11 protein-coding genes are annotated in these 12,956 nt (G+C 73.0%); 5 read left to right on the top strand and 6 right to left on the bottom strand.

Annotated elements, in window-relative coordinates; translation table 11 throughout:
• Positions 1 to 38 precede the first annotated feature (38 nt).
• Positions 39 to 2,366 (top strand): glycoside hydrolase family 3 C-terminal domain-containing protein, encoded by a 2,328-nt coding sequence (locus tag AC3RJ7_RS14415; protein WP_491456539.1) that lies wholly within the window; start codon positions 39 to 41, stop codon positions 2,364 to 2,366.
• A 355-nt stretch (positions 2,367 to 2,721) separates the two neighbouring features.
• On the opposite strand, the gene AC3RJ7_RS14410 is transcribed toward AC3RJ7_RS14415, so the two are convergent.
• Both AC3RJ7_RS14410 and AC3RJ7_RS14405 read right to left on the bottom strand, forming a co-directional pair.
• Entirely contained in the window at positions 2,722 to 4,563 is a 1,842-nt protein-coding gene (locus AC3RJ7_RS14410) for a SulP family inorganic anion transporter (protein WP_491456538.1), read from the bottom strand.
• Positions 4,564 to 4,597: 34 nt separating this feature from the next.
• Positions 4,598 to 5,170 carry a TetR/AcrR family transcriptional regulator gene (locus AC3RJ7_RS14405; protein WP_491456537.1) on the bottom strand — a complete coding sequence of 191 codons (573 nt, stop codon included), beginning with the start codon at positions 5,168 to 5,170 and terminating at the stop codon, positions 4,598 to 4,600.
• 74 nt (positions 5,171 to 5,244) lie between these two features.
• On the opposite strand from AC3RJ7_RS14405, the gene AC3RJ7_RS14400 reads away from it, so the two are divergent.
• The 3 genes from AC3RJ7_RS14400 to AC3RJ7_RS14390 all read left to right on the top strand — a co-directional run bounded on the left by AC3RJ7_RS14400 (position 5,245) and on the right by AC3RJ7_RS14390 (position 6,721).
• Positions 5,245 to 5,820: a dihydrofolate reductase family protein gene (locus AC3RJ7_RS14400; RefSeq protein WP_491456536.1), complete on the top strand. Its 576-nt coding sequence runs from the start codon at positions 5,245 to 5,247 to the stop codon at positions 5,818 to 5,820.
• An 86-nt stretch (positions 5,821 to 5,906) separates the two neighbouring features.
• Positions 5,907 to 6,254 (top strand): hypothetical protein, encoded by a 348-nt coding sequence (locus tag AC3RJ7_RS14395; RefSeq protein ID WP_491456535.1) that lies wholly within the window; start codon positions 5,907 to 5,909, stop codon positions 6,252 to 6,254.
• A gap of 2 nt (positions 6,255 to 6,256) precedes the next feature.
• Positions 6,257 to 6,721, top strand: coding sequence for a hypothetical protein (locus AC3RJ7_RS14390; protein ID WP_491456534.1), 465 nt, complete (start codon positions 6,257 to 6,259; stop codon positions 6,719 to 6,721).
• A gap of 49 nt (positions 6,722 to 6,770) precedes the next feature.
• Here the strand turns inward: AC3RJ7_RS14390 and AC3RJ7_RS14385 are convergent, their stop codons facing one another.
• The 4 genes from AC3RJ7_RS14385 to AC3RJ7_RS14370 all read right to left on the bottom strand — a co-directional run bounded on the left by AC3RJ7_RS14385 (position 6,771) and on the right by AC3RJ7_RS14370 (position 11,180).
• The gene (locus AC3RJ7_RS14385; protein ID WP_491456533.1) at positions 6,771 to 8,183 is read right to left on the bottom strand and encodes an alpha-hydroxy acid oxidase; all 1,413 of its coding nucleotides are present in this window, start codon (positions 8,181 to 8,183) and stop codon (positions 6,771 to 6,773) included.
• A gap of 24 nt (positions 8,184 to 8,207) precedes the next feature.
• Positions 8,208 to 8,930, bottom strand: coding sequence for a FadR/GntR family transcriptional regulator (locus AC3RJ7_RS14380; protein ID WP_491456532.1), 723 nt, complete (start codon positions 8,928 to 8,930; stop codon positions 8,208 to 8,210).
• A 123-nt stretch (positions 8,931 to 9,053) separates the two neighbouring features.
• Positions 9,054 to 10,088, bottom strand: a complete 1,035-nt coding sequence (locus AC3RJ7_RS14375; protein ID WP_491456531.1) for an NAD(P)-dependent alcohol dehydrogenase — start codon at positions 10,086 to 10,088, stop codon at positions 9,054 to 9,056.
• 42 nt (positions 10,089 to 10,130) lie between these two features.
• Complete coding sequence (locus AC3RJ7_RS14370) at positions 10,131 to 11,180, bottom strand: NYN domain-containing protein (protein WP_491456530.1); 1,050 nt, start codon at positions 11,178 to 11,180, stop codon at positions 10,131 to 10,133.
• 178 nt (positions 11,181 to 11,358) lie between these two features.
• On the opposite strand from AC3RJ7_RS14370, the gene AC3RJ7_RS14365 reads away from it, so the two are divergent.
• The gene (locus tag AC3RJ7_RS14365) at positions 11,359 to 12,948 is read left to right on the top strand and encodes a serine hydrolase (protein WP_491456529.1); all 1,590 of its coding nucleotides are present in this window, start codon (positions 11,359 to 11,361) and stop codon (positions 12,946 to 12,948) included.
• The last annotated feature ends 8 nt before the right edge of the window (positions 12,949 to 12,956 follow it).

The raw sequence follows: 12,956 nt of genomic DNA, 5'->3' as shown, positions 1-12,956 counted from the left end.
CTCGCGACGACCGAAACCCCTCTCGATGAAGGAGCAGCATGACCGACACCCTGCAGAACGAACCGACCACGACCGACCGAGGCGACGCCGCGGCATTCGCCGCGCGCGACGCCGCCGAGATCGTCGCCGGACTGACCCTCGAGGAGAAGGCGTCGCTCACGAGCGGCGCGAGCTTCTGGACGACGAAGGCCGTCGAGCGCGCTGGCATCCCGTCGATCGTGCTCACCGACGGCCCGCACGGCGTCCGCCTCCAGCGGGGGAGCGCCGACCACCTCGGCATCGGCGACAGCGTGCCGGCGACGTGCTTCCCACCCGCGGTCGCGCTCGGGTCGACCTTCGACCCCGAACTGCTCGAGCGCGTGGGCCGCGCGCTCGGCGAGGAGGCGCGCGCCGAGGGCGTCGGGGTGCTCCTCGGTCCGGGCATCAACATCAAGCGCTCGCCGCTGTGCGGCCGCAACTTCGAGTACCTCTCGGAGGACCCCCTCGTCTCGGGCGTGCTCGGCAGCGCGCTCGTGCGCGGCCTGCAGTCGCAGGGCGTCGGCGCCTCGCTCAAGCACTTCGCCGCGAACAACCAGGAGCACGACCGCATGCGCGCGTCGAGCGACGTCGACCCGCGGCCGCTGCGCGAGATCTACCTGCGCGGGTTCCAGCGGGTCGTCGAGGACGCGCAGCCGTGGACGGTCATGTGCTCGTACAACCGCATCAACGGCGTCTACGCGAGCGAGGACCCGTGGCTGCTCACGAGCGTGCTGCGCGACGAGTGGGGCTTCGAGGGCCTCGTCGTCAGCGACTGGGGCGCCGTGAACGACCGCGTCTCGGGCCTTCCCGCGGGCCTCGACCTCGAGATGCCCGCCTCCGACGGCCGCACCGACGCCCAGCTCGTCGCGGCCGTGCGCGACGGCCGCCTCGCGGAGTCGGCGCTCGACCTCGCGGCGAGGCGCGCCGTCGAGCTCGCGCAGAAGGCCGTCGCGGGCGCCGACGCCGAGGCGACCTACGACGTCGACGCCCACCACGCCCTCGCCCGCGAGGCCGCCGCCCGCGGCGCCGTGCTGCTGCGCAACGAGGGCGGCCTGCTGCCGCTCGATGCGTCGCGGACCGTCGCGGTCATCGGCGCCTTCGCCGAGACGCCCCGCTACCAGGGGGCGGGCTCCTCGCTCATCAACCCGACCCGGCTCGACAACGCGCTCGACGCGATCACCGAGGCCGCGGGTTCGGCGAACGTCGGGTACGCGGCGGGCTTCACGATCGACGGGCGGGATGCCGCGGCCGACGCCGCACTCGCCGCCGACGCCGTCGCGCTCGCCGCGTCGAAGGACGTCGCCGTGCTGTTCCTCGGACTCCCGGCCGCGGCGGAGTCGGAGGGCTTCGACCGCGAGCACCTGCGGCTGCCCGCGAGCCAGCTCGCCCTCGTCGAGGCCGTGCGCGCGGCGAACCCGAACACGGTCGTCGTGCTCGCCAACGGCGGGGTCGTCGAACTGCCGTTCGCGGGCGACGTGCCCGCGATCGTGGAGGGCTGGCTCGGCGGCCAGGCGGGCGGCAGCGGCATCGCCGACGTGCTCTACGGGGTCGTGAACCCCTCGGGCCGGCTCGCCGAGACCATCCCGCTGCGCCTCGAGGACACCCCCGCGTTCCTCGACTTCCCCGGCGAGTTCGGGCACGTGCGCTACGGCGAGGGACTGTTCGTCGGCTACCGCTGGTACGACGCCCGTGACACGGCCGTGCGGTACCCGTTCGGCCACGGCCTCTCGTACACGACGTTCGCGTACTCGGGCATCTCGATCGCCGCGGATGCCTCGGGCCTCTCCGTGCGCGTGACCGTCGAGAACACGGGCTCGCGCGACGGGCGCGAGGTCGTGCAGGTCTACACCGGCCTCGCCGGCTCGGCCGTGCAGCGCGCACCCCGCGCGCTCGGCGGATTCGCCTCGGTCGCTTTGGCCGCGGGCGAGTCGCGCGAGGTCGAGGTGCGGGTGCGCCGCGAGGACCTCGCGTACTGGGACGTGCGGGTCGACCGCTGGGTCGTCGAGGGCGGCGAGCTCACGGTCGAGGTCGGGGCGTCCAGCCGCGACATCCGGCTCACCGGAACGGTCGCGATCGACGGCGACGTCGTGCGTCTCCCGCTCTCGCTCGAGTCGTCGATCGCCGACGTCATGGCCGACCCCATCGCCGGCCCGGCCGCCGCGGCGGCGCTCACGTCGCTCGCCGACGGCATGGGCGACACCGACGTGTTCACCGACGAGGGCATGGCGAAGATGATGGCGTCGTTCCCGATCGGGCGACTCGTCGGGTTCCCGGGAGTCCCGGTCTCGGTCGAGCAGATCGAGCAGCTGATCGCCGCCGCGAACGCGGGAGCGGAGGGCGCCGCGTAGCGAAGCGGCTCGACTCGGGGCGGTCACCGAACCGCCCCGGTCCACGCGGAGCGCGTGGTTGCGGGGCGGCCCGGGTGCGAGGCATCCGGCCGCCCCGTAGCGTTCGCGGCATGGACCTCGCCGTCGTCGCCGGCGCGATCTCGACCGGCCTCTTCGCCATGAGCTACGTGCCCATGCTGGTGAAGGCGGCGCGCACGAGGGACCTGTCGTCATACAGCGTCGGCAACCTCGTCATCACGAACGTCGGCAACGCGCTGCACACCGTGTACGTCGTGAGCATGCCGTTCGGGCCGATCTGGTTCCTGCACGGCTTCTACCTGGGCGCCTCGGCCCTCATGCTCGTCTGGTTCGTGCGCTACCGGTCGCGGTCGGATGCCTCGGGCTCGTCGGGTTCGGCCGGCTCGTCGGGTTCTGCGGCGGGCGACGAAGCGGCCGGCGTCGCCGGCGAGCCGGCTGCGGCGAACGCGCGTGCCGCGGCGAGCCCGGCGTCGAGCGAGTCGCCGATGCGCGGGGTCGCGGCGAAGACGCGGTCGCGCCCGATCACCACGGTCGCCCGCGTGGCGTCGAGCTGGGTCATCACGCGATCGCCGAGGCCCACGAGCATGAGCGCGCCGCCCGCGCGCCGCAGCCGCTCGGAGTAGTCGGTCACCACGCGGATGAACGTCGAGCCGAGCTCGTCGGTGCCGCGCATGCGCAGCACCACGACCGCCCGTTCGCAGCGATCGGGGATCTCGGGGAGCTGGCCGGCGAAGATCGGCGCGGCCGCGAAGAAGAGGCTGCCGTAGGGCACGAGCACGACCACCTCGCCGGGCGCGAGCGTCGCGGGCGGATCGGTCTCGACGGGGTGCGGGCTCGACTCGTCGTAGACCCAGCGGCGGATCACGACGCGGTTCGACTGCCGGGCGACGTGCAGCACCACGGCGAGGCCGACGCCGACGAGCACCGCGTACTGCAGCGGCACGATGAGCGTGAGCACGAAGGTCACCGCGAGCACGGTCGCCTGGATCGGCCCGGTGCGCCACACCATCACGAGGTCGCGCGGCTTGAACGTGCGCACGCCGACGAGGATGAGGAGGCCCGCCAGCGCCGGCATCGCCACCTGCGTGATGACGCCGCCGAGCAGCAGGATGCCGACGATCATCGCGATCGCGGCGCTGAGGTTCGCGAGCGCGCTCCGGGCGCCCGCGGCACGCACGATGGCCGTCGCCGACATCGAACCGCCCACCGGCATGCCCTGGAAGAGTCCGCTCGCGAGGTTCGCGATGCCCTGCCCGCGGAAGTCGGACGACGCGTCGGGGTAGGTGCCGTCGGGGTTGGCGATCGAGCCCGAGATCGCGGCGCCCTGCACGAGGCCGACCAGGGCGAGCGAGAGCGCCGGCACGAGCAGGTCGAGGGTGAGCGCGGGGTCGGGCAACGCCGGCAGCGGCAGCGCGTTCGGCACGTCGGTCAGGTCGCCGACGAGCGCGACGTCGCCGAACCACGGGACGAGCGGCAGCAGCGAGGCGAGGGCGACGGCGGCGACGAGCGAGAGCGGGCCGAGGAAGGTGCGCTCGAGCAGCAGGATGAGTCCGATCGTCACGGCACCGATGACGAGGCTCGGCCAGTGGATCGAGGCGAGGTGGAGCAGCGTGTCGAAGGTGCGCGAGAGGCGGTTCTCGCCGACGCCCGCGTAGCCCGTGAGGTTGGCGAGCTGGCCCAGCACGATGTTCACCGCGACGGCGTTGATGAATCCGACGAGCACGGCGGTCGGGATGAACCGGACGAGCGAGCCGAGGCGGGCGAGGCCGAGCCCCAGCATGACGAGGCCCGTGAGGATCGACAGCGTCGCCACGGCGACGCCCTGCCGGTCGGAGCCCACGACGGCCGGCACGTCGGCGATCATGACCGACATGGCCCCCGTGGCCTGCACGGACATGAAGACCGAACCGGTGGCGAGCGCGCCGCCGAGCGTGCCGAACAGGTAGCCGTAGAGGCCGTAGACCGGGTTCACGCCCGCGAGCACGCCGGACGCGAGTCCGTCGGGGATGCTCTCGATGCCGAGCACGAGGCCGGCGCGAGCGTCGGAGAGCAGCGTGCGCCGAGTGCCGAAGCGGGCCAGGTAGCGGCGCAGCGGGTGGGGCGCGGGTCCGGTCGCCGCGGGCGGCGGGGCGAGGTCGTCGGCGCCGTCGGGCGCGCCCCCGTTCACGGCTTCCGTCATCTCCGACCTCCCGCGCTCATCGTAGGCGGCCGTGTCAGTCGTCGGGCAGCAGGCCCGCCACGAGTGCGTCGATCACCTCGTCGGTCGAGGTCTCGGGGTCGATCGGCTCGGTCAGTCGGTCGAGCAGCAGCCCGTCGATCGCGTAGTGGAAGAGCGCGATCTCGGCGCGCCCGCCCGGCAGCCCGGCCGCGGCGTTGAAGGCGACGTCGCCGGCGAACGCGGTGCGCTGCCACTCGCGCAGCACGGACGCGACCTCGGGCCGTCGGGTGCTCTCGAGTCGCAACTCGAACAGGGCGAGGGTGACGTCGCGCTCGCGGCTCAGCCGGCGCACGATGTCGCGTACGTAGTCGGCGAACAGCGCGGGGCCGGCCGGCTGTGCGGCCCGGACGCCGAGATCGTCGTCGGTCGGGCCGAGCCGTTCGCCGATGCGGGTGACGAGCCCGGCGATGAGGGCGTCGCGGCTGCGGAAGTAGTTGGACGCGGTGCCCGTCGGCACGCCGGCCTCGTCGTCGACCGCGCGGTGCGTGAGCCCGCGCGCGCCTTCGCGGGCGAGCACGGCGAGCCCCGCATCGGCGAGCAGTCGACGGCGTTCGTCGTTCCGGGCCATGCGACCGAGTCTAGACAAGATCACGACATCTGTAGTAGTTTCGCAACCACAACATCAGTAGTGGATAGGAAACGATGCGAGAACTCGTGTACTACGTGGCCGTCAGCCTCGACGGCTTCATCGCCGGGCCGAACGGCGAGTACGACGCCCTCGACGCCGAGGGCGACCATATGGCGACGATCTTCGATCAGTACGCCGACGCGGTGCCCACGGCGGGCGCGACGGCGCTCGGCCTCGAGCAGACGGGCGAGGTCTTCGACACCGTGCTCATGGGGTGGAACACCTACGCGGTCGGCCTGCCCTTCGGCATGACGAGCCCCTACGCGCACCTGCGGCAGATCGTCTTCTCGCGGTCGCACGAGGCCGAGGGCGAGAACCTCGTCGTCACCGACGACGACCCGACCGAGGTCGTGCGCTCGCTCAAGGCCGAACCCGGCGGCAGCGACATCTGGCTCTGCGGCGGAGGGGCGCTCGCCGGGCAGCTCGTCGACGAGATCGACCGGCTCGTGCTCAAGGTGAATCCGAAGCTCTTCGGAGCCGGCATCCCGCTGTTCGCGGGCCTCGACTACCGGCCGCGCGGCTTCGAACCGGTCGAGAGCACGCCCCATGCCTCGGGCGTGACGATCGCGGAGTTCGCTCGGCGGCGCTGAGTCGCGTGCCCGAGCGCCCCGCCCGCAACCCCCTTGTCCGCTCCGCACGCACGACGTAGACCGGGGAGGACGGAAGGGAGCACGACATGGCGATCCGACTGAACGAGACGGCGCTCCGCCACGCGCGGTCGCTCGTGCGCGACGGCGACGTCGAACGCGACGAGCGCGACGACTGGAGCGAGCACGCGCCGACCACCGACGACGAGAACGCGTTCATCGACGACGAGGGCTGGACCGAGTACCGGCACTGGCACCTGGGCATCGACGACGACGCCGACGAGGAGACGAAGGAGGCGTATTCGTTCCCCTACGGCGACTTCCGCCGGGTGCACCGGTGCGCCGTGATCTCGCTCGAGAGCCGTGCCGGGCAGTACGACCACGACGAGATCCGCGACGCGGCCGAGCGCCTCCTCGAGCTGATCGACGAGGGGTGAGCATGCGGACCTCGAAGCGGGCCGAGCGCCGTCGCGCGAAGCAGGCGATCGCCGCGGTGCGCGAGATGGAGACCGAGGTGCGGCGCATGGCCAAGCGCCTGCCGAGCGATGCGCGTGCGAGGCGGCGCCTCGAGTCGGCCGTCGAGTTCGCCGAGGCCTCGGCGCGCGCAGCCGATACGGAGCGACGGACTTCGCCTCGCTTCGCCGCCGAGCGCGCGGCACGCGCGGCCGCGCGGCTGGACCGGGCCTCCGTCCGGTACGGCCCGGCCACCGCATCGTCGGCGGGTCGCGGCGGCGAGCCGGCGGTCGGTGCCGATGCCGCGTTGCGGGCCCGACGGCGCGCGAAGCTCGTCGAGCGCCGCCGCAAGCAGGCCGACCAGGTGCGCAAGATGGCGACCCGGGCGGCCGCGCTCACGATCGGCCAGTCGATCATCGTGCCGAAGGGGCGCTCCGGGCGGGCGCGCTGAGCACGTCGACGAGACGTCGGCTCACGGGCCGCCGCTCGCCCCGGTCGCCTCACTCGGAGGCGGCTGCGGCCCTCGGCTTCGTCGCACCGGCGGAGCGCGACGTCACGGCGGCCGTCGTCGAGGCCGCCTTCGCGGCGGCCGCGGCCTTCGTCGCGGGCTTCGCCGCGCGCGAGGTCCGGACGGCGGCCGGCTTCGCCGACGAGGCCTCGGCCGCGGCATCCTGCACCGGGCGTGCGATGGGCTGCAGGCGGGCCAGTTGCGTGACGTGCCGGGGTCCGAGCTCGTCGAGCGACTCCACCTCGAGCAGCTTCATCGTGCGCACGACCTGCTTCGACAGGATCTCGATGGTCTTGTCGACGCCCGCGCGACCTCCGGCCATGAGCCCGTAGAGGTAGGCGCGGCCGATGAGCGTGAAGCGGGCCCCGAGCGCGACCGAGGCGACGATGTCGGCGCCCGACATGATGCCCGTGTCGAGGTGCACCTCGAGGTCGGCGCCGACCTCCCGCGCGACCACGGGCAGCAGGTGGAAGGGGATCGGCGCCCGGTCGAGCTGGCGGCCGCCGTGGTTCGAGAGCACGATGCCGTCGACGCCGCGACCCGCGAGCTCCTTCGCGTCGGCGAGCGTCTGCACGCCCTTCACCACGATCTTGCCCGGCCACATCGCGCGGATCGTGTCGAGGTCGTTCCACCCGATCGTCGGGTCGAACATGCCGTCGATGAGCTCGCCGACGGTGCCGCCCGTCGACTGCAGCGACGCGAACTCGAGCTTCGGCGTGGTGAGGAAGTCGATCCACCAGTTGGGGCGGGGGATCGCGTTGACGACCGTGCCGGGCGTGAGCTGCGGCGGGATCGAGAAGCCGTTGCGGGTGTCGCGCAGGCGCGCGCCGGCGACCGGGGTGTCGACCGTGAAGAAGAGGGTGTCGAACCCGGCGGCCGCGGCGCGGTGCACGAGTTCGTACGAACGCTCGCGGTCGCGCATGACGTAGAGCTGGAACCAGTTGCGCCCGTTCGGGTTCGCGGCCTTCACGTCCTCGATCGAGGTGGTGCCCATCGTCGAGAGGGTGAACGGGATGCCCGCGGCGCCCGCCGCGCCGGCGCCGGCGACCTCGCCCTCGGTCTGCATCATGCGGGTGAACCCGGTCGGCGCGATGCCGAACGGCAGCGCGGTCGGGCCGCCGAGCACCTCGCGGCTGGTGTCGACCTCGGGCACGTTGCGGAGGATGCCGGGGTGGAATTCGATGTCCTCGAACGCCTGGCGGGCGCGCGCGAGCGACAGCTCTCCTTCGGCGGCGCCGTCGGTGTAGTCGAACGGCGCCTTCGGCGTGCGGCGCTTCGCGATCGCGCGGAGGTCGGCGATCGTGAGGGCGGCGTCGAGCCGGCGCTTCGTCGCGTTGAGCTCGGGCTTCTTGAAGCGCATGAGCTCGGCGAGCTCCTTGGGCTTCGGGAACTGGCGCTGGACCATCGTGGGTGCGTGCCTCTCGGTGTCTCAGTGGTGGTCGACGAAGGTCTCGGCGTAGTAGCCCGAGATGTGGTCGTGGATGCGGGTGCGGGCGGCGGCGGCATCGCCCGAGCGGATGGCGTCGACGACACCGCGGTGCTCGCCCCGCAGGCGCGCCGCGGTCGCCCGCCAGTCGGCGATGCGGGCGAGGCCCTCGAGCGCGTAGCCCTCGATGCCGCTGCGCAGGCCCGCCATGGTCGCGGTGATCACCTGGTTGCCGGATGCCTCGGCGAGCGCCAGGTGGAACTCTGCGTCGAGCGCGAGGAACTCGGCGGGCTCGAGCCCGGGGGAGTCCATCGCGTCGAGCAGCCGGTCGGCGGAGGCCAGGTCGGGGCCGTCGGGCGTCCCGTCGTGTCGATGGCGCTCCGCGAGCTCGCCCGCGACCGCGCTCTCGAGCAGCAGCCGGGTGCGCACGATGTCGGCGACGGGGAACCCGCTCGCCGCGACCTGCAGCCGCATGAGCGTGCTCATGCCACCCGACGGGGTGGCGATGATGATCGCGCCCGCGTTCGGGCCCGAGCCCGCCTGCGTGCGGATGAGCCCGAGCACCTCGAGCACCCGCAGCGCCTCGCGCACGCTCGAGCGGCCGACGCCGAGATCGGCCGAGAGGGCGCGCTCGCCGGGCAGCCGGTCGCCGGGGCGCAGCCGCCCCTCGAGGAGCTGCGTCTCGATGTGCTCGAGCACGGTGCGCCACGCGCGCGTCTCGCTCATGTCGTCGCCTCCGTGCTCGCACCGCTTGTGGTCAGACCACAGCGTACCAGATGTGGTCAGACCACATCGGGATGCCTCGTCACGCGACCGTGACGAGGCGGGAGGAGGGGGAGGTGGAGGGGCTCAGGGCACGACGACCGCACGGCCCCGCAGGGTGCCGTCGTGCAGGCGTCGGTACGCCTCGGGTGCCTCGTCGAGCGTGAAGCGCTCGGTCTCGATCTTCACGAGCCCCGCCCGCGCGAGCTCGAACACCTCGAACAGCTCGGCCCGCGAGCCCCAGTAGGGAGAGCGCACGGTGGCGTCGTACGGCGTCAGGAGCATCCCGGCGGGCAGCATTCCGGCGCCCACGCCGACGAGGACCTGGTCGCCCTCGACGGCGAGCATCGCGTGCCCGGCGTCGAGCGTCGGCTGGATCGCGACGAAGTCGAACACGGCCGCCGCGCCCTTGCCGCCCGTGAGCTCCTTCACGCGGTCGGCCGACTCTGCGTCGGAGGGGAACACGTGGTGCGCCCCGACCTCGGTCGCGAGCCGCAGCTTGTCCTGGCTGACGTCGAGCGCGATGACCGTCGCCGGCGTGAGCGCCCGCAGGATCTGGATCGCGACGTGGCCGAGCCCGCCGGCCCCGATCACGACGGCCGTCGAGCCGGGCACGAGCTTCGCCAGCGACATCTTGATCGCGTGGTACGGCGTGAGCCCCGCGTCGGTGAGGGCGACGTGCTCGACCGGGTCGAGGTCGCCGAGCGGCAGCAGGAACCGCGCGTCGGGCACCACGAGGTACTCCGCCATCGCGCCGGGTGCGCCGAGCCCGGGCGGGCGGATGCCGAGTTCGGCGGCCCGCTCGCAGTAGTTCTCCTTGCCCTGCGCGCACTGCACGCAGCGGCCGCAGCCCCACGGCCCGTACACGGCGACGGCCTCGCCGACCTCGACGCCCGTGACGCCCTCACCGAGCTTGTCGACGACCCCGGCGCCTTCGTGCCCGAGCGTGAGCGGCAGCCCGTAGACGTACTGCTCCTCGCCCAGCCCCATGATGAAGCTGTCGGAGTGGCAGGCGCCCGCCGCGGTCACCCTGAGGCGCACCTCGCCGGGCCCGGGCTCGGGCGTGTCGATCTCGACGACCTCGGGCGGCTGCCCGATCGTACGGTACTGCAGTGCCTTCATCTCGACTCCCCTTTCGTGATGACCGGCGCCCCGGAACCCCGCTCAGTCCTTCGTCGGCCGGATGCGCACCCGCCCCCGGCCCGTCTCGTCGAGTTCGACGACGCCGCCGCGCGACTTCAGGAACTCGGTGAACGAGGCGAAGCCGAGCCGCCGCTCCTGGAACGACGGGTCCATGCGCAGCATCTGGTTCTTCACGGCGCTCGACGACTGCCACTCCTCGTCGTTCTTCGCGTGCAGCAGCTCGATCGCCTTCTGCAGCAGGCGGCCCGGGTTGCGCGGGCTCCCCGTCGGCTCGGCCGGAACGTGGTCGGTCGGCGAGACGAACTGGATGACTCGCGCCGACGGTCGCTCGACCGGCGCCGCGGGCTCGGACTTCGCGTCCTCCTTCGGCTCGCTCTTCGCCCTCCGGCCGCGGGTGGATGCCTCGGGCGCGGCGTCGGTCGCGGCATCCGTCGGTTTCGTGCCCGACCTGCGCCGCCGCGACGGCGCCGGCTCGGGTGCCTGCTCGTCGGCCTCGTCGTCGACCGCGGCCTCGGTCGTGAGCAGCGCGTCGTAGTCGGCGAACTCGTCGACGGCCGCCGTCAGCGCCCGGCTCGTGCCGCCGGCCACCCCGATGCCGACGACGTAACGGCCGAGCCGCTTCGCCTTCTGCGCGAGCGCGACGTAGTCGGAGTCGCCCGCGACGATCACGATGTGCGACAGATCGTCGATGCGGAACATGTCTTCCACCGCGTCGACCGCGAGCCGGATGTCGGCGCCGTTCTTCGTCGCCGACAGCGGGAACAGCTGCACGAGGTCGACCGCGCGGTCGATGAGCTGGCCGCGGTAGCTCGCGTTCACGGGCGTCGACCAGTCGGCGTAGGCGCGGGCGATCGCGATCGTGCCGAAGGTCGCGGCGAAGTCGAGCACGGCGTCGATGTCGACGGTCGCCTCGCGCAGCTTCTCGGCGGTCTTCGTGCCCGCGGCCGGCGCCTTCGAGCGCGACGTGTCCTTGCGGTACGCGAAGTCGCCGTGCAACTGGTCGTAGCGCGAGATGACGATGTTGTCGAAGTCGAAGTAGAGGGCCACGCGGGGCTCTGCCGAAGCGGGCATGTCGACCTTCCGTCGGTTGGCGTCACCTTCGAGCCTATGCCCGGTACCGCCGATCGCGCAGGCCGCGCGGCCGTTTCGAGGGCGTGCGTCGGGGCGGGGCCGGCCGTTAGGCTGCGCTCGTCGGGTTCGTGGTGGAGCCGGGGCCGGGGCAGCCCGGTGCGAATGGGGGAGGAACGCCATGCGCGTCGTCCGAGGAGTCGCCCTTCCGGCGGTCGTGATCGTGGCCGCCGCGCTCGCGGGCTGCACTGCCGCCGAGCCGTACGCTCCGAGGATCGAGCTCGGCGATGCGCCGCCCGCCGACGCGGTCGAGCTCGCCGACGGCGGCCTCGATCCCGCGCTCGAGTCGCTGCCCGACCTCGTCGAACGGGTGCTCGACGAGACGGGGGTGCCGGGGGCCGCCGTGGCGGTCGTGCACGACGGCGAGACGGTGTTCGCCGACGGTTTCGGGGTGCGGAAGGTGGGCGATGGCGACCCCGTGGACGCCGAGACCGTGTTCCAGGTCGCGTCGATGTCGAAGCCGATCGGGGCGACCGTCGTCGCGACGCAGGTCACCGACGGCGTCGTCGGATGGGACACCCCGGTCGCGCCGCTGCTGCCCGGCTTCGCGCTCGCCGACCCGTGGGTCACCGAGCACCTCACCGTCGGCGATCTCTACGCCCACCGGTCGGGCCTGCCGCTCGCCGCCGGAGACGACCTCGAGGACATCGGGTACGACCGCGACTACGTCATCGACCACCTGCGGTACCAGCCGCTGGACCCGTTCCGCATCAGCTACGGCTACGCGAACTTCGGCATGACGACGGGCGCCGAGGCCGTCGCGAACGCGGCCGGGCTCGACTGGGAGACGCTCTCGGAGCGCGAGATCTACGAGCCGCTCGGCATGACGTCGACGAGTTCGCGCCACGACGACTTCGTCGCGCACGAGAACCGCGCCGCGCTGCACGCGCGCGTCGACGGCGAGTTCCGGTCGCTGTACGAACGCGACCCCGACGCGCAGTCGCCCGCCGGCGGCGTGAGTTCGAACGTCGTCGACGTGGCGAGGTGGATGGGCTTCGTGCTCGCCGACGGCGTCGTCGACGGCGAGACGCTCATCGACCCCGCCCACCTCGCCGCCGCGATGCGCCCGCAGGTCACGTCGGCACCCGCGAACGTGCCCGGCATGCGGTCGGGGTCGTACGGCTTCGGGTTCAACGTCGGCACGCAGACGAGCGGACGCGCCACCGCCTCGCACTCGGGCGCCTTCGTGCTCGGGGCGGGCACGAACTTCCAGCTCGTGCCGTCGCTCGGGCTCGGCGTCGTCGCGCTCACGAACGGGGCGCCGGTCGGCGCCGCCGAGGCGATCGTGAGCGCGTTCCTCGACCTCGTGCAGTACGGCGAGTCGACGCGCGACTGGGTCGAGGCCTATGGCGCGGCCCTCGCGCACTACCGCGAGCCGGCGGGGGACCTCGTCGACGAGACGCCCCCGGCATCGCCTGCGGCTCCGTCGGCACCGCTCGGGGACTTCGCCGGCACCTGGTCGAACGAGTACTTCGGCCCGGCCGAGGTGGCCGTCGCCGGCGACTCGCTCGTCGTGCACCTGGGACCCGACGGCGGCTACGAGGTGCCGCTCGAGCACTGGGACGGCGACGTCTTCGCGTTCACGCCCAGCGGCGAGAATGCGCCCGAGGGCTCGCGCTCGTCGGCGACGTTCGTGCTCGGAGGCACCGGGGCGTCGACGATGACGCTGCAGTTCTTCGACGGCAACCGCCTCGGCACCTGGACTCGTTGACCCGACGC

The sequence above is a fragment of the Agromyces solani genome (assembly GCF_058349925.1).
This window is presented reverse-complemented; position numbering and strand designations above follow the sequence as displayed.